Source organism: Pedobacter nototheniae, assembly GCF_004335085.1.
GTDB classification, from domain to species: domain Bacteria; phylum Bacteroidota; class Bacteroidia; order Sphingobacteriales; family Sphingobacteriaceae; genus Pedobacter; species Pedobacter nototheniae.
The window spans coordinates 1-20,327 of sequence record NZ_RQRS01000033.1 but is presented as its reverse complement, the minus strand read 5'-3'; the positions used below and the strand labels follow the sequence as shown (position 1 = coordinate 20,327).

16 protein-coding genes are annotated in these 20,327 nt (G+C 38.6%); all 16 read left to right on the top strand.

The window, feature by feature from the left end; all coding sequences use genetic code 11:
* The first annotated feature begins 46 nt into the window (after positions 1-46).
* The 16 genes from EHC72_RS21120 to EHC72_RS21045 all read left to right on the top strand — a co-directional run bounded on the left by EHC72_RS21120 (position 47) and on the right by EHC72_RS21045 (position 19,440).
* Entirely contained in the window at positions 47-454 is a 408-nt protein-coding gene (locus tag EHC72_RS21120) for a hypothetical protein (RefSeq protein ID WP_131539712.1), read from the top strand.
* 35 nt (positions 455-489) lie between these two features.
* Positions 490-1,251 carry a phosphatase PAP2 family protein gene (locus tag EHC72_RS21115; protein WP_246029475.1) on the top strand — a complete coding sequence of 254 codons (762 nt, stop codon included), beginning with the start codon at positions 490-492 and terminating at the stop codon, positions 1,249-1,251.
* A gap of 60 nt (positions 1,252-1,311) precedes the next feature.
* Positions 1,312-2,829 (top strand): ArnT family glycosyltransferase, encoded by a 1,518-nt coding sequence (locus EHC72_RS21110; protein ID WP_131539710.1) that lies wholly within the window; start codon positions 1,312-1,314, stop codon positions 2,827-2,829.
* A gap of 63 nt (positions 2,830-2,892) precedes the next feature.
* Positions 2,893-4,140: a TolC family protein gene (locus tag EHC72_RS21105; RefSeq protein WP_131539709.1), complete on the top strand. Its 1,248-nt coding sequence runs from the start codon at positions 2,893-2,895 to the stop codon at positions 4,138-4,140.
* The gene (locus EHC72_RS21100; protein WP_131539708.1) at positions 4,140-5,066 is read left to right on the top strand and encodes an HlyD family efflux transporter periplasmic adaptor subunit; all 927 of its coding nucleotides are present in this window, start codon (positions 4,140-4,142) and stop codon (positions 5,064-5,066) included. The genes EHC72_RS21105 and EHC72_RS21100 overlap by 1 nt, the downstream gene beginning before the upstream one ends.
* Before the next feature lie 2 nt (positions 5,067-5,068).
* Entirely contained in the window at positions 5,069-8,113 is a 3,045-nt protein-coding gene (locus EHC72_RS21095) for an efflux RND transporter permease subunit (RefSeq protein ID WP_131539707.1), read from the top strand.
* Entirely contained in the window at positions 8,106-8,759 is a 654-nt protein-coding gene (locus EHC72_RS21090; protein WP_165585909.1) for a phosphatase PAP2 family protein, read from the top strand. The genes EHC72_RS21095 and EHC72_RS21090 overlap by 8 nt, the downstream gene beginning before the upstream one ends.
* Positions 8,760-8,921: 162 nt before the next feature.
* Entirely contained in the window at positions 8,922-9,929 is a 1,008-nt protein-coding gene (locus EHC72_RS21085; RefSeq protein ID WP_131539705.1) for a YncE family protein, read from the top strand.
* 77 nt (positions 9,930-10,006) lie between these two features.
* Positions 10,007-10,600: an RNA polymerase sigma factor gene (locus EHC72_RS21080; RefSeq protein ID WP_131539704.1), complete on the top strand. Its 594-nt coding sequence runs from the start codon at positions 10,007-10,009 to the stop codon at positions 10,598-10,600.
* A gap of 18 nt (positions 10,601-10,618) precedes the next feature.
* Positions 10,619-11,623, top strand: coding sequence for a FecR family protein (locus tag EHC72_RS21075; RefSeq protein WP_131539703.1), 1,005 nt, complete (start codon positions 10,619-10,621; stop codon positions 11,621-11,623).
* A 28-nt stretch (positions 11,624-11,651) separates the two neighbouring features.
* Positions 11,652-14,186 (top strand): TonB-dependent receptor, encoded by a 2,535-nt coding sequence (locus EHC72_RS21070; RefSeq protein WP_131539702.1) that lies wholly within the window; start codon positions 11,652-11,654, stop codon positions 14,184-14,186.
* Between the two features lie 2 nt (positions 14,187-14,188).
* Entirely contained in the window at positions 14,189-15,010 is an 822-nt protein-coding gene (locus EHC72_RS21065; RefSeq protein WP_131539701.1) for a DUF4249 domain-containing protein, read from the top strand.
* 233 nt (positions 15,011-15,243) lie between these two features.
* Positions 15,244-15,423, top strand: a complete 180-nt coding sequence (locus EHC72_RS21060; RefSeq protein ID WP_131539700.1) for a hypothetical protein — start codon at positions 15,244-15,246, stop codon at positions 15,421-15,423.
* A 32-nt stretch (positions 15,424-15,455) separates the two neighbouring features.
* Positions 15,456-16,313: a sterol desaturase family protein gene (locus EHC72_RS21055; RefSeq protein WP_131539699.1), complete on the top strand. Its 858-nt coding sequence runs from the start codon at positions 15,456-15,458 to the stop codon at positions 16,311-16,313.
* Positions 16,297-16,779, top strand: coding sequence for a DUF2147 domain-containing protein (locus EHC72_RS21050; RefSeq protein WP_131539698.1), 483 nt, complete (start codon positions 16,297-16,299; stop codon positions 16,777-16,779). The genes EHC72_RS21055 and EHC72_RS21050 overlap by 17 nt, the downstream gene beginning before the upstream one ends.
* A 51-nt stretch (positions 16,780-16,830) precedes the next feature.
* Positions 16,831-19,440, top strand: coding sequence for a DUF5686 and carboxypeptidase-like regulatory domain-containing protein (locus EHC72_RS21045; protein ID WP_165585908.1), 2,610 nt, complete (start codon positions 16,831-16,833; stop codon positions 19,438-19,440).
* The last annotated feature ends 887 nt before the right edge of the window (positions 19,441-20,327 follow it).

Below are 20,327 nucleotides of genomic sequence, written 5' to 3'. Positions count from 1 at the left end.
AATTCCTACATAATTGCTTTATAGTTTTGATGAAAAAATAAAAACTATGAAAAAGATTTTTGGAATTTTTTTATTGATGGGCGGTATGGTTACCGCTACATTCGCACAGAAGGTTGCAGCAGCAAAAGTGCCGGCTGCAGTTAAAACTGCTTTCACAAAAAGTCATCCCGGTGTTAAAGTAAATTGGGAGATGGAAAAACAAAACTATGAGGCTGGCTTTACCTTTAATGGAAAGGAAACTTCGGAAGTTTATTCAGTAGCCGGTGCCTTGCTGGAAACAGAAGTTTCTATTAAGGCAAGTGAGTTTCCGGCAGCTGTTATGGCTAAGCTAAAAGGTATGAAAGTTGCTGAGGCAGCAAAAATTACCAAAGCTGATGGAACCGTAAATTACGAGGCTGAAGTAAAGGGAAAAGATTTATTGTTTGATGCAAGCGGTCATCCTGTAAAACCTTAGTAATGGCTAAGTATTTTTATATAATGTTGCTGTCTATGGCAGCAACATTATCTTCATTTGCGCAAAATGTAGATTCTTTGAAAACCACTTCCGCTCCAGATTCTTTGAGAAGATGGTATTCAGGGAATTCGATTCCGAAAAAGAAATTTAAGGTAGCAACTTTCATTCCCCCAGTTGTTCTAGCTGGTTATGGCTTTGCTGCTGTTTACGATAACGGTGCTTTAAAACAGCTCGATGTTAGTACAAAGGGCGAATTACAGGAAGACCATCCATTATTTGCTGCACACGTTGATGATTATTTACAGTTTGCGCCAGCCGCCGCTGTATTCGCATTAAACCTTTCCGGTATCAAAGGGAAACATAATCTTTTTGATGCATCGATGCTTTATGTAACTTCTGCAGCTATTATGGGTGTTTCTACACATTTTGTCAAACAAGGTATAGGGCGTATGCGGCCTGATCTTTCGGGTACAAATTCCTTTCCTTCGGGCCATACCGCTTCTGCATTTATGGCTGCGGAATTTTTGCATCAGGAATATAAAGATGTGAACCCATGGATTGGTTATGCAGGATATTTTGTGGCCACTGCCACCGGAGCATTAAGAATGTACAATAATAAACACTGGTTTAGTGATGTTGTTGCCGGTGCCGGATTCGGTATCGCATCTACTAAGATTGCTTACCTCGTTTATCCTTACATGAAACAGATCTTCAATAAAAAGAAGGATAGCAAATTTACCTTAATGCCCTTTTACCAACCCGGGGCATCGGGCTTAATGCTTTCCGGAAGATTTTAGATGCCCCAGTTTCCCGACTATTACTTATAGGTTTTACTTCATCGTAATTTAATATTTATCATGAATTTCATAAATAGAATCCAAGGTTCCTTTATTGGGAAAGTACCATTCTATATGTTGGTAGCCATCGTCTTCATCAGGCTTATTTCTATTTGGATAATGGGCCCTATGCCACAGGATGCTTATTATTTTTTCTATTCTCAGCATCCAAGCCTTTCCTATTTCGACCACCCACCTGCTATTGCTTATCTGTTATGGCTTTTCACAACTGTTTTAGGCAAAAACGTTTTTGCCATCAAACTGGCCGATTCTGTTTTGACGGCTTTAACCTGTATTGCAGTATATAAACTGGCCATACGGCTTTTTCCAAAATTTGAGGCCGAAAAGATCATAGTGCTTTTTTTGAGTACATTAATGGTGAGCATCCTTTCTTTGGTTTCAACACCGGACACGCCCCTGTTATTTTTCTGGAGCCTTTCGCTTATAGCACTTTATGAGGCCATTTTCAATCAAAAGAAAAAATACTGGCTCCTGGCCGGGGTTTTAATGGGCCTTGCTTTCGATAGTAAATACACCGCGGTTTTTCTTCCAGCCGGAATGATACTTTTTTTATTGTTATCAGATTCTAACAGAAAGTACCTTTTAACTTTTTGGCCATGGTTAACATGCTTAATAATGGTTGCAGTTTCCTCACCTGTCATTATCTGGAATATAGAAAATCACTTTGCATCTTTTGCTTTTCAGGGTAGCCAACGTATGCACGAGGCGGCCGCATTTACCTTAAAACCAAAATTTATTTTAGGTCTTCTTGGGCATCAGCTAGCCCTTTTAATCCCCGTGCTTTTTATTTCGATTATCGTTTCCGTGGTTCAGCTTATTAGAAGTTATGCTTCGAAATGGAGTGAAATGTCTACTACCGGCGTTTTTCTACTCTGTTTCTTTCTTCCCATATTTTTAACTTTTTTACTGCTCTCGCCAATCTATTGGATTAAGATAAACTGGATGATGCCGGCATACATCACCGGAACTATTTTGGCAGGAAGTTTAATCAACAGAAAATGGATTAACTTGCAGGTGATTATTTCGTTCATTGTGCACCTAGGTTTGCTGGTTGAAGTTTTATTTTATCCTGTTCAAATTAGGTCAGATGATACCTGGGTAGGATGGAAGTCGCTTTCAAAAAAAACAAATGCCATTAAAAGTGAATATCAGGTAGATTTTGTTTTTTCTGCTGATAGCTATAAAACTGCTGGAGAATTAAATCTTTACAACGATTCCTTTATTTATGGACAAAACATAATTGGCCAGAATGCCTTGCAGTTTGATTTTATAGGGACTGATTTGTCCTTGTTAAACGGAAAGAGTGCTATTTTTATTGACTCTGACCCCAGATTTAAAAACAGCGAAAAAGATACAGTTCCAAATAATTTGTTGAAATCCTATTTCAGTTCTGTTACGCAATTAAAACCTATTTTCATCTATAATGGCGCTCGTCCGGTACGTAAATTCTATGTTTACTTATGCAAGGGCTACATATATCAAGCTAAAAAGGCAACTACAGAATTGCTCCAAGATTAGCTGTTAATTTAGCTTACATCAAGACACTTCTTGCCTTGTTTAGCCGAAATAAATTTTTAGAAAATGAAGCCTGATTATAAATATTTTCTTCTTTTGGTGCTTGTGTGTTCCGCCCTTTTAGGGAGGGCACAAGTGATAACAAAAAATCTTGATTTTTTTCTCAACCAGGCAAAAATTACAAGTCCCGTACTTAAGGATTTAGAAAACCAGCGTAAATCTGCGGGTATCGATAGCCTTATTGTTCGGGCAATAGCAAAGCCCCAGATTAGAGGAACTTCAACCGGATTGTACGCACCCATTATTCAAGGATATGGTTACGATGGTGTCATCACCAACGGACAATCATTAGACGCCTTACTCAATGTGAATTACGATTTATTGAATAAGAAACGTATTAATAACCAACTGCAAGGGGTAAAACTACTAAGCGATTCCATTAGGTATGCAAGTCAAGTGTCGACATTCGACTTAAATCGTTCCATTGCCGACCAATATATTTTAGCTTTTGCCAGTCAAGACCAGGTTGGTTTTAACAGTGAGGTTGTTGCTTTACTTAGAAAAGAAGAAGCTTTGCTTAAAACTTTAACCAGAAGTAATATTTACAAGCAATCAGAATATTTAACGTTTTTGGTTACACTGCAGCAGCAGGAATTAAGCTTACAACAAGCTGCCTTGCAGCATAAAAATGATTTGGCAACCCTAAATTATTTATCCGGAATTACCGATACCACGTTAGTCCGGTTAGAGGAGCCGAAACTTAAATCGGATAAGCTGCTTGCCGAAACGAGTTTTTTCAAAAGGAAATTTGAATTGGATAGTTTGAAGAACGAAAATCAAAGGAGTTCCATCAGCCTGAATTATAAACCAAAACTTGGCGTATATGCAAATGGCGGTTATAGTTCATCACTAACGCTTCAGCCTTATAAAAATTTTGGAGCCAGCGTGGGGTTTACATTTTCTTTTCCTATTTATGATGGTCATCAAAAAAAAATGCAGTTCAACAAACTCAGTCTGGCCTCTGAAACCATATCAAATTATAGAGCGTTTTTTGTTCGGCAACAAGCGCAACAGCTTAACTTAATACGTCAGCAAATTGACCAAACCGATGCGCTTTTTGGAAAAATTAACGACCAAATCAGGTTTAGTAAAGGTCTGATTGATGTGGATAGTAAACTGATGCATACAGGCGATTTACGTGTGGCTGATTTTGTAATCGCCATTAACAATTATCTTTCTGCACAAAACCTGCTCAGACAAACCACCATTAACCGCTTAAAACTGATTAATCAATACAATTACTGGAACCGATAATGAACATATATTTAAAATTGATTTATGGCAGCCTGGCTGTTACAATCATGTTTTCTTCTTGTAGCAGTTCAGCACCTGAAGCTGCAGCAGATACGCCATCTCCGGTTACACCCGTACAAATCACGCATGTGGGCGACAGTTCACTGACTGAATATGTTGAGCTTTCGGCCGTATCTGCTTATTTGGAAAAGAGTTTTGTGAAGGCAAATATCAACGGTTATATCGAAAAGGCAAATGCCGGGACCGGCCAAAAAGTGGGCACTGGACAAAATCTCTTTACGCTGATTACCAAAGAGGCAAGGTCTATAGGCAATACCGTAAACAAACTCGATCCTGGGTTTAGGTTTTCAGGGATTTCAAATATTCGGGCGGAGCAGAGCGGGATCATTGTTCAGGTTAATCATCAAAAAGGCGATTATGTGCAGGATGGTGAGGCTTTGGCAACCATCAGCAACCGCAATAGTTTGGTGTTTTTGTTAGACCTGCCCTACGAGCTTAACCAAATCATTAAGCAAAACGGAAACCTGAATGTATTGTTACCCGATGGAACTTCGTTGGCAGGAGCCGTTTCCGGAACAATGCCTGCTGTTGACTCATTGGCCCAAACCCAGCGATATATTATAAAAGTTCCATCAGGGAAAGATATTCCTGAAGGGTTAATTGCAAAGGTAAGACTGAGCAAACTCAGCCACCCGAATGCACAGGTGTTACCAAAATCTGCAGTATTGGCTAACGAAACGGAAGATGAGTTTTGGGTAATGAAACTCATTAACGATTCTACGGCTATAAAAGTAAATGTGAAGAAAGGCATCGAAAACAGCGGTACAACTGAAGTGTTGAGTCCTAAGTTTTCTAAAACGGATAGAATTATCACATCGGGTAACTATGGGATTGCCGATACGGCTAAAGTTAAAATTCAGAAATAGCCATGAAGAACTTTTTTATTTCTCATAGAAACCCCATTCTGGCCGTCCTAGTCATTATTCTGGTTGGCGGAGTTTATTCTTTTCAGCAGTTAAAGACTGGGCTTTTTCCTGAAATCACTTTTCCGAAGATTAAAATCATTGCCGATGCTGAACTGCAACCAGTTGATAAAATGGTCGTTACGGTAACCCGTCCATTGGAAAATGCGGTAAAACAAGTGCCAAATCTGCAATTGGTTCGGAGCAAAACGAGTCGCGGAAGTTGCGAGCTTTCGGCATTTATGAATCCGGGGGCAGATATCAATTTAAGCCAGCAACAAATCGAATCGCAGATTGCCAAAATCAGTGCAACATTGCCGGCAGGGGTTAACATCTCGGTTGAGAAAATGAACCCCTCGATTTTACCTGTTAGCGGCTATAGTCTGGAAAGTCATAATTATTCACCGGTAGAGCTGAAAAAGATTGCCACTTATACCGTAAAACCCTTTCTTTCGCAAGTTACGGGTGTGTCTGAAATTCGGGTAATTGGTGGAAAAAGTAAAGAATTCTGGTTTGAGCTTGACGTTGCCAAAATGCAGACGCTTGGTATATCGCCCGACCAGATTAGCACTGTACTTTCACAAACCAACTTTATAAAATCGAACGGTTATTTAGCCGACCACAATTATTTATATCTTTCGGTTACCGATGCGACGGTAAAAACCAAAACTGACCTCGAAGACCTTGTCCTCACCAGAAAGGGAAACCGTACCGTAAAAGTTAGCGATATTTCCAAAGTTAGCATACAGCAAAGTGTAGAGTACACCAGGATAAATGCAAACGGTAAGGATGGTATTTTAATTGCCGTTATTAAACAGCCTAATGCAAACCTTGTAGACCTTTCGAGCCAAATGGCCACAAAGGTTAGTCAGCTTAAAAAGATCCTTCCGGCAGGTGTTACCATTAAACCTTATTATGTACAGGCCGATTTTGTAAACGAATCGGTAAAAAGTGTTCGCGATAGTTTATGGATTGGACTAGCCCTAGCCATCATTGTGGCCATTATTTTCCTGCGTTCGCTCAAAGCCAGCGCAACGATATTAATTACCATTCCGGTTACGCTTTGCTTAACGGTAATTGTACTTTATTCTATCGGTTACTCCTTAAATATCATGACTTTGGGCGCAATTGCAGCGGCGATCGGATTGATTATTGATGATGCCATTGTGGTGGTAGAACAAATCCACCGTACACATGAGGAACATCCTGAGGAACCGACCCGAACCCTATTGAGCAAAGCTATTGATTATCTTTTCCCTGCGATGTTGGGTTCATCAATTAGTACCATTGTAATCTTTGTGCCTTTCGTACTCATGACAGGAGTTGCAGGATCCTATTTTCAGGTAATGACCAACACGATGATTATCACCCTGGTTTGCTCCTTTTTTGTAACCTGGATCGGTTTGCCCGTAATTTATCTGTTGCTCACAAAAGATTCACACAACAATGCATCAGGTAAGCAAGCTGTTGTACATGAAGTTAAGCCACAAAACTGGGTGCGTTATTTTATTCAGCGACCGTACATCAGTTTTGTTTTTATGTTGATTTTAATTGCCTCGATAGCAATCGTTTTTCCTCGTTTACAAACGGGGTTTTTGCCCGAAATGGATGAGGGGAGTATTGTTTTGGATTATGCATCTCCTCCGGGTACATCGCTTGAAGAAACCGACAGGATGTTGAAAGAGGTAGAGAAAGAAATTGTTAAAATTCCTGATGTGCAGGCATATTCGAGAAGAACGGGCACGCAAATGGGCTTTTTCATCACCGAACCCAATACGGGTGATTACCTTATCCAACTTAAAACCAACAGAACGAAAAGTACCGATGAAGTGATTTCTGATATCAGAGCGCATATCGAAAGTACACAGCCTGCATTAGTGGTTGATTTTGGCCAGGTAATTGGCGATATGCTCGGCGATTTAATGAGTTCGACTCAGCCAATCGAGATTAAAATTTTTGGTAACGACCAGCAAAAGTTGCAGGGCTTATCAAAGCAGGTAGCGGATCTGGTTTCAAGGGTAAGCGGAACGGCCGATGTGTTTGACGGGATTGTGTTGTCGGGGCCAACGGTGAATGTTCAGCCTAATTTTGCTATGCTTGCTCAATATGGTGTAACGCCTGCGTCGTTTCAGTTGCAGGTTCAAACGGGCATGCAAGGAAATGTTATCGGCGATTTGTATGATAAACAACAGCTTTCGCCCATCCGGATGGTTTATCCGGGCAGTAGAAAATTTAGTATTTCAGATATCTCGAGGATGAAGATTTTTTTACCTAATGGAACAGCTATTCCAATTCAGAATTTGGCTAAAGTTGAACTTAAATCGGGTAGTGCCGAAGTTGAGCGAGAAAACCTGCAGACTATTGGGGTAATTACTGCCAGGTTAGATAACCGCGATTTGGGGAGTGTGATGACGGATATTCAATCGGCCATCAGATCAAAAGTAAACCTGCCCTCAGGCTATCACATCGAATATGGTGGTGCCTACAAAGAGCAACAGCAGTCCTTTTCTGAATTGCTGACCATTCTTATTGCATCAAGTTTGCTGGTGTTTAGCGTAATTTTATTCCTTTTCAAGGATTTCAGAATAGCGTTTTTAATTCTCTTGATTTCTGTTTTGGGAATCTCAGGTAGTTATTTAGCATTGTTTATAACTGGTACGCCGCTAAACGTGGGCAGTTACACAGGGCTTATTATGATCGTAGGTATTATCGGTGAGAATGCAATTTTTACTTTCTTACAGTTCAAGGAATCGTTGCATGATAAAGACGTAGATGATGCAATTACTTTTGCCATTTCAACCAGATTACGGCCTAAATTAATGACTGCATTAGGAGCAATTATTGCATTGATGCCATTAGCATTGGGTATTGGTGCAGGAGCACAGCTTCACCAACCATTGGCCATTGCCGTAATCGGTGGGTTTATTGTTGCATTGCCTTTGCTATTGGTGGCATTACCAAGTCTTATTCGTAAATTTTATTCAAAAAAGGCTACGCATGCAAATGGCTAATACTGAATTACAATTTTTACGAAGACCGTTTTTGAAGTACCTTTTTTGGATTTGGCTTACAGGTTTTATTGCATTAACTGTTTTCGTTGTAGTGCTGCCACCAACAATTCTTGATAAATGGTTTTCATTAGAAATTCAGGAACATGGAAATGCTTTTTTTGATGCCTTTATGACTGCTGTAAGTAGTTTTGGCAACTTTAAATACAGTATTCCAATTGTAGCTGTCGTGTCATTGTTATTTTTGCTTTTCAAATTCAAGCGAGAGGCTTTATTTGTTTTTTTTACAATGATTTCAGGCCTGCTTAGTTCAGTTGTAAAGTATTTGATCAACAGACCAAGGCCTGCCAAAAATCTTGTCAGGATTATCGAGATAACAAGACAACAAAGTTTTCCGAGCGGACACGTCCTTTTTTATACTGTTTTCTTTGGGTTTCTGGTTTTTTTGATGTTTAAATTGAAGACAATACCATTGATCATCAGGTTGATTGTTGCTACATTTTGTGTAACCATCATCATATTGGTCTCGATATCCAGGGTTTACCTCGGCGCACACTGGCTTACTGATGTTGTTGCTGGTTATCTACTTGGCTATTGCTGTTTGTATCTTCTTATTAATTTCTACCTCAATCGTTATCAATTATTTTGAATTAGCTTAAAAACCCAAATTGCTACAGAATCAGGCCGTTACTTAGTATATCAATCGTTTAAAATTCAACTCAAAAAATAAAATGAAGCCGCAATGATTTTCAAAATCACACAGTGGAATGATCAAATCATGGTAGCTCCATCACAAAACAAATTTAAAAAGATGAAAAAGAAAATTTTAACTCTCGCTTTATTGGTTGCAACAGGCCTATCGGTAAGCGCACAAAAGAAAACAGGCATTCATTTGCTGGCTTCACACAGCATTGGGAGCAGTGGAGGATGGGACTACCTGACTGTCGACCAAAAGAACAATAACCTCTTTGTTTCTCACGGAACCCAAGTAAATGTTTTGAGCAAAGTTTCGGGCGATTCGGTTGGTGTAATCCACAACACACCGGGCGTACACGGAATTGCCATTGCAAGTGCTTTAGGCAAAGGGTATACCACGAACGGTAAATTGGGGACTTGTACTGTTTTTGATTTAAGAAACCTAACGGTCATGGCGCAAATTAATGTTGGACAAAACCCTGATGCTACTTTTTTTGATGACTATTCACAAAAAGTATTTGTTTTTAACGGCAAAAGCCACGATGCTACAGTCATCGTTCCACAAACAGATAAAGTAGTTGCAACCATTCCATTGGGTGGAAAGCCAGAGGCTGGTGTTTCTGACGGAAAAGGAAAGATTTATGTAAACATTGAGGATACGAGCGAAATTGTTTGCTTTGATAGCAAAACATTCAAAGTATTATCTCGCTATAAACTCGTTGGTGGCGAAGAGCCTTCAGGATTGGCAATAGACCGAGCTAATTCGAGGTTATTTACGGTTTGTTCAAACAAGGTGATGCTTGTTTTAGATGCTAAAACAGGCAAACACATTGCTAAGTTACCAATTGGCGATGGCGCTGACGGTGTGGTTTTCGATGCAACAACAAAATTAGCTTACAGCTCAAACGGCGAAGGAACCATCACAGTAGTGAGAGAAGTTTCAGCTGATAAATTCGTGGTAGAAGAAACCATAAAATCTGAGTCTGGAGCTAGGACAATAGCCCTTGATGCCGTTACACATCACATTTTTCTTCCAACAGCAAATTTTGAGAAAAGCACTGTTGAGGGACAACGCCCAAAAATGATTCCGGGAACTTTCAAAGTTCTGGAATTTGGGAAATAGATAATAATAAAGCGTAAGGCTGTCCTATGCTTTTCTGCCATTTTTCAAATTAATCATTCTTAAAAAGTATTTTTATCATGTCGACGGTATTTGAAGACCAAGAGATTTTAAATGAGATTTCGATACAAAATCGACACGTCTTTGATAAACTCTATAGGCAATATTATAAAAAGCTTTTTACCATTTCCTATAAATATCTGCGCCGGGAAGAAATGGCAGAAGAAGTGGTTCATGATGTATTTATTAAAATCTGGAATCTTGCTGGAAAGATAAAATTATCCTATTCTCTTTCTGGATATTTATCTCGAGCTGTGGTAAACGCTTCGCTAAATTTGCTGAAACGGGATCGTATAACTACCGTTCATATTGAATTATCTGAATGCGATGATATAGAAAATGAAACGGAATTAAATGATGCAGAAATTCTTGAAAATCAACTTTTGGCCCTCGAAAAAGCTATTCTCCGGCTTCCAGGTCAATGCCAAAAGGTATTGTTAATGAGTAAGTTCGATAAGTTAAAGCAACAGGAAATAGCAGAACGACTAGGGATTTCCATAAAAACAGTTAAAAATCATCTCACCTATGGATATAAAAAATTGAGGGAAAATCTAGAACATGCGATTATCATCGTGTTTTTCATCACTATTCTTTATAGGTCTTTTTTATATTAATGTTGTCTAGCTTATAATATGGAGAATTTCGACCCAAATACTAACGAATCAATTTATCTGCAACTTATATTGGATGAGCAGGATGGCAATATCTCAGTGAACGATGCTCAAAAGCTTTCAGACTGGCGAAAGTTAACAACTGAAAATGAAGAGTTTTACCAGCTGGTTTTAAGCGATTTTACAAATCTCGACCTACTGGATACATACCGCAAGCTAGATACAGAAAGTTCGTTATCGGTTTTACATTCCAAAATGGGATTGTCTGATTTTCCACCCGTTAAAAAAACTAAAATTCTTTCGCTTAAAGTTTCAAGATGGGCAGCTGCAGCGGCTATTTTGGTTGTCGGATTGATGATCACGATTTATTTTTCTGCTCCCCGCATGGTTACTTTAACATCAAATAATAATGAGGCCATTCATTTCACACTTCCTGACGGTTCGAAAATCACACTAAATGCCGATAGTAAGATTACCTATTATAGTGCAGATTTTAATCATTCAAGAAAATTAGAACTGGTTAAGGGTGAATGCTTTTTAGAGGTTGTTCACAATGGAAAATACCCTTTTAGCATAGAGCATCACAATATTGTTGTGAAAGATATTGGTACCAGTTTTAACATTGGTTCTACCGCTGGTTATTTAACCGTATCGGTTAATGAGGGTGAGGTAAGCATTAACAAGAACGATGCGAATTTTGTAATGGTAAATTTAAAAGCTGGTGAACTGGCAAACTATAATTTCAGCCAGGATAAAATTGCAAAAGGTATTATCCAGGATCCAAATTATAAGGCGTACGCAGACCATCATCTCATTTTTAACAATGCAACCCTGGCCGAGGTTGCAAAGTCACTGGCGTTGGCCTATCATCAAAAAGTTGTTATTGAAGATAGCTTGCTTAAGAACCGTCGCTTTACAGCGGAATTTAAAAAGAAATCTTTAAATGATATTATCACTGTGGTGTGCAAGGCGCTTCAACTAGAGCAGACAACTAAAGGACAGACAATTTATCTAAAGAAAAAGTAATGGGCAACACTGGTATAATTGATAACCTTTGAGTAGGAGACAACATTTCATACTTGGTTTTTTAGCCTGGTTGGGTATTTTTTTGTGCTCAGGTCCATATTGTTTTGCCCAAAATGCTGCCTTAGAGAGAAAAGTTTCTATCTCCTTCAAAAATACAGATCTTAGAACAGCACTAGAAAAATTCCAAAAACAAAGTGGGGTCTCAATTGCCTTTGAGCCTGAGATTATTCCCCAAAAAGCAATTCAGGACAAAATTTTTAACAGCGAGCGCGTTCGGAATATTCTTTCATTTTTACTAAAAGATAGTGGTTTGGAGTTCGAAATGCTCGCAGGTTCAGTTGTAATTAACAAACAGGCTACTGTGCCTTTTACCCTAAACGGGATTGTTTTTGATGAAGAAACTGGAGAGAACTTAATCGGTGCCTTATTAGAAATTGGTAACGAAAAACAATTTTCGAACCAGTATGGATATTTTTCAATCTCATTACCGCAGGGGAACTATCCGCTCATAGTTAATTTTATTGGATACAAGCAAGATAACCAGTTGATTAAGCACACAAAAGACAGATATTTAAGCATTGGACTAAAAAAGAACGTTTATGAGTTGGCTCAGGTAAGCATCAGTGGCAAAAACCCTTCCGAAGATTCTTTGGAGATGGTGAAGTCCATTATCAAACCATCCATACGGAATATTATGAAAATCCCTTATTTCGCTGGAGAAATTGATGCAATGAAAGCCCTACAAATGGAACAGGGGGTTAAAAATGCATCTGAAGGCAGTTCGGCAATTTCGGTTAGGGGGGGAGGCTATGACCAGAATTTGATATTGATTGATGAAGCACCGATATATAATGCCTCTCATTTATTTGGTCTGGTTTCTACCCTCAATATCGATGCCTTAAAAAATGTGGAGCTTTATCCAGATTATATGCCGTCTCGTTATGGTGGCAGAATTTCTTCAGTAGTAGATACCAAATTGGCAGAGGGCAGTTTAACAGATTACCACATTAAAGGGGGGCTTAGTCTGCTATCTGCAGGATTAGCGACAGAGGGACCGATTGTAAAAAACAAAAGTTCATTTCTTTTTGCGGCCCGCAGAAGTCTGGTCGATTTGCTCAACTACGATTTTCGTTACTTTAATGTAAATGCAAATTATTACGACATAAACCTTAAGACCAATTTTATATTAAGCACTAAAGACCGTATTTACCTCTCATTTTATCATGGTTTCGACCATCTTTTTTCAGAGGATAATTTCGCCAACGATTGGACCAATACTACGGTAACTTTTAGGCTAAATCATGTGTACACGCCAAAATTGTTTATGAACTTTTCGGCCATTTATAGTAATTACCGAAGTTCGTTAAGTCTAAATAACAAATCCACCGATAATAACGAATGGCTCACGGGGATTAGAGATGTTACCCTCAAGGCAGATTTTTCTTATTACCACAGTTCAAAAAACCATATTCAGTTTGGTGTTTCTGGTACCAGACATCATTTAAAACCCGGCGAAACCTTGGTGGATGACAAAAGCACAAGCTTAAACAGAGTGTCATCGCTAGAATATGCACTTTACTTTGACAATGATATTGAAATTTTGAGTTATTTACATTTAAGGTACGGAATTCGTGCAGGGATATATAATGAATCCAGCCAGATAGAGCAGAATATTTATGGCCCCTCTTGGTCTCATTACAGCCTTGAGCCCCGAGCTCAACTTATTTTCGAGTTAAAGAAAGACCGTCTACTTAAATTTTCCTACAACCGTACCATCCAACATCTTCAGGTGTTGCAAAACAATGAACAGGCCTATTCGGCAATGGATACCTATATTTCTTCGGGCCCCCTGGTTCCGCCACAACGCGCCGATTTTTTTTCGGCTACCTTTAGTTATCTTAAGAATCCAAAGCGTGTTTATAATTTCTCTGGATATTTTCGCAGGTCGTTCAATCAGTTGGATCTTTTAGATCATGCAAAGATTATTCTTAATCCCGATTACAAACAATTTATCCGCTTCGGAATTGCAAATAGTTATGGTATCGAACTGTCTACACATCAGAAAATCGCAGGTTTTACGGCCAATTTAAATTACAGTTATTCGCGTGTTTTTAAAAAGATTGATGGTATAAACGATGGGCAACGCTATGCCGCGAACTATGATATTCCCAATGATTTAAAGCTGTCGCTCAGCTATCCCCTTAGTAATAGGCTGGTGCTTTCATCATTATTTTCTTACCGAACAGGGCGAACCATAACATTACCGGTTGGCTATTATACTTACAATAGTTCAAAAGTCCCTATTTACCAGGGAAGAAACAATGCCAGATTTCCAGATTTTAACAGACTGGATATTGTTTTTCAGCTTAATCCTAAAATACCGAAAAAGGACAATCAAAAAAGAGCGTATGAAGCGACCTGGAACTTTGGGATTTATAATGTTTATAACCGAAGAAATCCAATGTTTTACCGTTTGGCAACCATCGAACCCGATAAAAACCTCGGCTTTGAAGAATCGTTTTCAGGCATTATGCCATCATTATCTTATAATTTCAGATTTTAAACATGAAAAGACTGACCACTATTTTTTTTCTTCTTGTAGTTTGCCTTTCATGTAAAAAAGAACTGGTTGATAAGGTAGTTCTTCCCGCGCCGACCAATATTGCGCCATTGGTTGTTGAAGGTGGTGTAAATACGTTGTCTGCAGCTCAATATATTTACTTAACAAAACCATCTTACAATTTGCAAAATCCCATTAGCCCAATTAACGATGCGAAGGTTTACATCAACGGTACAATGCTCAAAATATCAAATGTACCAGGAGTTTATAGTGGAATTCTTCCAGATAATAAACTTTACGGCACAACATACCACCTCCAGGTGCTTTACAATGGTTCTACTTATGACGCCCTAGATACCTTACAAAAAGTTAATGCTTTTAGCAATGCAGCACTTAACTTGAAATCGATAAACGATGAGGGAAAATTAATTCTATCTATACCAAAACATGTTTTTGATGGAATATCAGGCATGCAATTATTTTACAAATTCCCTGGTGGAAAAGACTGGAATCCATCCTTATTTAGCGAAACACAACCCTTTTGTTATATTCACAATTACGCACCGCCTTACGGGCTTTCGCCAGTGTTGGAGCAGCGAACAGATTTTACCCTCCTTTCTACAGATAAAATCGATATCTATCAGTTTTCGCTTTCCAAATCCTATGGGCAATATCTATATAACCTTTTTCAGGAAACGGATTGGAAAAGCCTTTTCTCGGCCAATCCGGGAGTTGTAAAAGGTAATGTTTCTGGGGGAGCGCTTGGATATTTTTATTGTACAGATGTATCTGCAGAATCGACCACCGTTGCAGAGCTGATCAAATAAGTCGGTCATCAATTTCTTTTCGGTATGCCGTTCCGGCAACTTTTAGAATCCTCTTATAAAATGATTAATTAATATTGGAGTGTCTGTGTCAAGCCTGTAGAAATACTTTCAGGCAAAAGTCTTCTACAAGTTCAGACGCACAAATAAAATTTCGATAGAAATTTAAGCAGTTTTTCATTTTTCTTATAGGACTATTTGCAAATGCTCCTGTCTTGATAATAAAAACAAAGACCATGGAAAATACAGGGAAAGAATCTCTACTCGGAAAAATGAATGATATAGTGCCATGGCTATTGCTCGTGGCTCCCTTTCAGCGTTCTTCGGTTGGCATGCAGGCCAAGCCATTAAAACTTGATGAATTTATCGAACCATCAGCTCCAGATGGAGATAATTCTATATCCGAAAGCAAATAAAAAGTTAACAGATTTATTAATAGTTAAGAGATATGACTGCCAAGCCAGACCATTCAACAACGCTTCAACTCTTTTTTTTCGCGACAACCATTATTGTACTTTGGAATTCAGAAATACTGTTTAGAAAAGAATCCATAAAAACCAAATGGTGCCATACTGTTCTAAATCTTCATTTTTTGGCAACAGCAACACTTATTCAATTGCCCTTAACCCTGGCCGTTATCAAGGTTAGCGAATTAACCGCAGAACATGGCTGGGGCTTGCTAAATAAAATTCCAATTGGCGATAGCTTTCTAATCAGGTTCGTTGTAGGATTTATACTAATGGATTTTTTCGAATATGTGTATCACCTTACAATGCATAAAACAGCTTTTTTGTGGAATTTTCATCTTATCCACCACAGCGATACCGAGCTTGATGTTTCTACAACTGTTCGCGAGCACCCAGGCGAAACCTTTGTACGGGTAAGTTTTATGGTGTTAACGGTATACCTGTCGGGAGTACCCATTGCTATTTTGCTAATAAGGCAGTTTATTCAAAGTTTTTCCAACCTAATGGCGCATACTTCTATTTCTTATCCGCCGAAATTGGAGCGTATTCTTCGCTGGATATTTATCACCCCTGGTCTGCATAAGGTGCACCACCATGACACACTTCCGTACACCGATTCCAACTATGGCGATATTCTTTGCATTTGGGATAGGTTGTTTGGAACATACATGGAACTGGAAGAGTCGAAAATAAATTTCGGAGTAGATACTGCACCATCATCAGAAATGAAAACTTTTTCCAAGCTATTTTCCTATCCTTTTCTCAAAAAAGATAAAGAACAGCAAACAACCGGTATTGATGAACCTTTAACCCAAAAAGTTTATGCTGACATTAGGTAAAATCGTTTTGGTTGGCTACTTAACTGTTTTTGGATTACAAGTATGCCCACCGAAAATCGCAAGCCATCATAAGAAATCAGATCTCATTCTTGGTGATTGGATTTCGGTACAGAAAAATGTGATGGTTAATATTGCCAAAGAAAATGGCAGATTCAAGGCTACTGTCACTTGGTTCAGTGATAAAGACGACCCGTCCAGACCAATGGAAACTAGAAGGGATATCCATAATCCAGATCCAGCCTTGAGGCACAGAAAACTTTTGGGCATGGAAATTTTAAAGGGCTTGAATTACAACGGAGATTCAGACCGATGGGAGGATGGTATCATTTACGATCCACTCAGTGGCAGAGACTGGAGCTCTGTAGTAAGCCTTGAAGAAAACGGTTTGCTGAAGGTGAAAGGCTTTTGGCATTTCGAGTTCTTAAGCAAGTCAATCTCTTTCAAGCGAGTTGTAAACAATAAATAATTCCTCTTTTTTCCATTGGAACAGAAATCTTAACCCACTATCATGAACAAAATGAAAAAGATTGTATTTTTAGTTTTATCATTCTTAACAGCTCCCTCGTTGCTTTTCGGCCAGCAAAAGGATAGTGCGCAAGTAAAGTTGGATTCCAATAAACTGGCTGAAAACCATATAGATCCTAAAATCGTTCGGCTGCCGACAGTTATAAAAGGACAGGTGCTTGATGCCTCAAACATGCAACCTTTAACCAATGTTACCATCAGTTTTGCAGGAGGCCAGGCAAGCACAAAAACAGATGAAGATGGGCGCTATAACATTATGACTACTTCTAAAGCTTTGCAGTTAAAGTTTTCTTGCGTGGGATTTAAAACGGTGCTGAAACTGATTGTTGCCGGAAAAACACAAATATTGAATGTACAGTTGAAGGGGAGCAATATGCAATTGGACGAAGTTTCTGTACACGTTACAGGAAAAACGCATTACAAAAACCGTGATAATCCTGCGGTTTCCCTTATTCAACAGGTAATCAACCACAAAGAAATGAACAGAATGCAAGCCGCCGATTATGTTCAATATCATCAGTATGAAAGAATTGGTTTTTCACTGTTCGACCTTTCCGGTAAATTTCTTTCCTCTAAATTATTTTCGAAATATAAGTTCCTGCTCGATTCTTCCATGGTAATAAACGACAGCGTAAAAACTGCCTTACCTGTCTATATGGCCGAAAAGTATGAAGATATTTATTCAAGAGGACATCCCTCAAAAAATATTGACATTTTAAAAGCCCATAAAGAATTAAATTATAATACGCTTGTTGATACCGCTGCGCTTGATATTTACCTGAATCGGTTATACGGCAACCCGGATATTTATGCCAATAATATTTTTATCCTTACCAATCAGTTTTTAAGTCCAATTGCCGACCATGCCCCCGATTTCTATAAATTTTTTATTACCGATACCGTAAGTAATCGAAATGAACGTCTTATTGAAATCAGTTTTACGCCCAGAAATCTGGGTGATTTGCTTTTCGAGGGAAAATTGTACATCACTATGGATGGCCGTTATGCCGTAAAATCCGATATCCTAAGTTTGAACAAACACATCAATATCAATTTTGTAAGAAGAATGGATGTTAGACAGGATTTTACGCAATATCCTGACGGTCGATTTTACCTGGTCAAAAGTGATATGCAATCTGATTTTGGCCTGATGAAAGCTAAAGGGACCAAGATTTTTGGAAACAGAACGGTATTCTTTACAGATTACAAAATAAATGAGCCACTGGCCTTTAGTTTTTATAATGGAGATAGCCATCAGGTTGATTTAATTACAGAAAAACCTACAGACAATCTGTGGACAAATCTCCGAGCTGATACTTTAACGAAAGCGCAGGCTATGATTTATAAGAATATCGATAGTTTACAGAAAATGCCATCCTACAAACGGACAGCCTGGCTGGCGAAATTTATTACGGGCGGTTATGCCGACCTTGGCCCAGTTCAGCTTGGCCCAAATGGCAGTTTTTACGCTTTTAATGATTTAGAGGGGAGTAGGGCAAGTATTGGTGGGCGAACAACTAAAACCTTTAATCCGAATATTTATCTAGAGGGTTTTACGGCTTATGGTTTCAAAGATAAAAAGCCTAAATATTATCTGGCTGGAACGTATGCCTTTAATGCAACTCCTCCATGGGGTTATCCGAGCAACTACATTAAGGTTAGTTATCAGGATGATACCGATATTCCCGGTCAAAATTTTTTGGTTGATAAGTTCCAAAGCTTGTTAGGTTCTTTTTCCCGAGGTAAAAGTGATCAGTGGCTTTATAATCGCATTGTTAAGGCAAATTATGTACGGGATTTTAAGAACCACTTTTCTTTTAACGTTGGGGCTAAATATTGGATGCAAAGTCCTGCCGATAATCTAGTGTTTCAAACTGGAAATGGAACAATGCTTAATAAACTCACGGTTTCAGAAATCAATCTTGCGCTTAGGTATGCACCACACGAACAAATTTTTTTAGGCACCCAACAACGACACCCGATTAAGAGTAAATACCCCATATTTACGCTTCAAAGTGCCTATGGTTTAAAGGGATTTGCAGGTGGTGAATACCGTTACCTCTCGTTAGGTAGTACCCTTTATAAGCGATTTTATTTATCTCAACTAGGCTACTCGGATATTACACTTCTTGGTGGTACGACTTTAGGTCAACTGCCTTTTCCTTTATTGTCTATTTTACCAGCTAACCAAACTTATCTTTATGATAGAAATGCCTACAACAATATGAATTTTCTGGAGTTTGTTGCCGACCATTATGTCGGCCTAAACTTAACACATGCATTTGGAGGGTTCCTGCTCAATAAAGTTCCCTTAATTAAAAAATTAAAATTGAGGGAATTTGTGTCTGCCAAAGTGATTTATGGCGGTTTGCGAGACGAGAACAATCCAACTTTACATCCAGAACTGCTACGTTTTCCCAGAACACTGGCTGGAAATCCCTTAACATTCCCTTTGGGAAAAACCCCTTATGCAGAGTTAGGTGTTGGTGTTGGAAATATCTTTAAAATACTCCGCTTAGATCTCATTAAACGGTTTGGTTATCTTGATCACGGAGGTGTAAGCTCACTAGGTCTTCGCTTTACCATTGGTACTGAACTTTAATAAACATCCCGCTCCTAGTACCAGACTTCAATATTTCTACAAAATTGCAATCTAGTTTCGTTGAAAAATATCTGATCGTTTTTGGGAGCTGGATATTAACAATTGATTAGCATCTTAAAATTTAGGTTTTGGAAATTCTACGTCAAATTTTTGATTTAATTTTGCATATCGATAAGCAATATTGCAACCCTTGTAAACGACTATCAATCTCTGTCTAATTTATTTTGCCACAGCTTTGTTACCTATTATTTTGTTGCTTTTTTAGATTTATACGGATTTTAGCAGCTTACATTTAGGTTGTTAATTTGAAGTGTTTGAAAATTAGGCAGGTTCCAAATTGCTCTATAATCGGAGTTGTTTTGCTATACCTTATTATCTCTTTGGGCAACATCTTTTTTTTATCCAACCTATCCCTTTTGGAATCAGCCAGAGGAATAAAATCAGCTGGCCAGCACAATGGCAGCTTTTCTCCGCTTGGAAAGGATTCAAAAATTACAAGACAATTTAAGTGTATCCTTGATGAACGGAAGAAAACCGTGCTTCCAATTCTGCAAGCGGTTCTTATCGGGATCATTTTGTTTTTGGGGCTTTCGCTTTTAGCCTCCAACCTCAACAGGTATTTTCTTGAGATCAGATACAGGATTGCCGGATCAGTCCCAATTTATATTTCCAACCAGGTCTTTCGGATCTGAGATTTATCTTCAATTTTCTTGACAGGTCCTTCATATGATGAAGTGAAGACGGCCGGTTAATCGCCGTGGGGTCTGTTCAATAAACTGTGTCATTGATTAAATCTGTCCTCAAAAAATATAGCAATTTGTGCTTGCATAATTTTCCATCCAGTCACAGGATTTATCCATCCATTTCTATGATTAATAAATACAAGA

Coding starts and splice junctions, on each gene's coding strand:
- EHC72_RS21120 (WP_131539712.1), top strand. CDS start 47: ATGAAAAAGATTTTTGGAATTTTTTTATTGATGGGCGGTATGGTTACC.
- EHC72_RS21115 (WP_246029475.1), top strand. CDS start 490: ATGGCAGCAACATTATCTTCATTTGCGCAAAATGTAGATTCTTTGAAA.
- EHC72_RS21110 (WP_131539710.1), top strand. CDS start 1,312: ATGAATTTCATAAATAGAATCCAAGGTTCCTTTATTGGGAAAGTACCA.
- EHC72_RS21105 (WP_131539709.1), top strand. CDS start 2,893: ATGAAGCCTGATTATAAATATTTTCTTCTTTTGGTGCTTGTGTGTTCC.
- EHC72_RS21100 (WP_131539708.1), top strand. CDS start 4,140: ATGAACATATATTTAAAATTGATTTATGGCAGCCTGGCTGTTACAATC.
- EHC72_RS21095 (WP_131539707.1), top strand. CDS start 5,069: ATGAAGAACTTTTTTATTTCTCATAGAAACCCCATTCTGGCCGTCCTA.
- EHC72_RS21090 (WP_165585909.1), top strand. CDS start 8,106: ATGGCTAATACTGAATTACAATTTTTACGAAGACCGTTTTTGAAGTAC.
- EHC72_RS21085 (WP_131539705.1), top strand. CDS start 8,922: ATGAAAAAGAAAATTTTAACTCTCGCTTTATTGGTTGCAACAGGCCTA.
- EHC72_RS21080 (WP_131539704.1), top strand. CDS start 10,007: ATGTCGACGGTATTTGAAGACCAAGAGATTTTAAATGAGATTTCGATA.
- EHC72_RS21075 (WP_131539703.1), top strand. CDS start 10,619: ATGGAGAATTTCGACCCAAATACTAACGAATCAATTTATCTGCAACTT.
- EHC72_RS21065 (WP_131539701.1), top strand. CDS start 14,189: ATGAAAAGACTGACCACTATTTTTTTTCTTCTTGTAGTTTGCCTTTCA.
- EHC72_RS21060 (WP_131539700.1), top strand. CDS start 15,244: ATGGAAAATACAGGGAAAGAATCTCTACTCGGAAAAATGAATGATATA.
- EHC72_RS21055 (WP_131539699.1), top strand. CDS start 15,456: ATGACTGCCAAGCCAGACCATTCAACAACGCTTCAACTCTTTTTTTTC.
- EHC72_RS21050 (WP_131539698.1), top strand. CDS start 16,297: ATGCTGACATTAGGTAAAATCGTTTTGGTTGGCTACTTAACTGTTTTT.
- EHC72_RS21045 (WP_165585908.1), top strand. CDS start 16,831: ATGAAAAAGATTGTATTTTTAGTTTTATCATTCTTAACAGCTCCCTCG.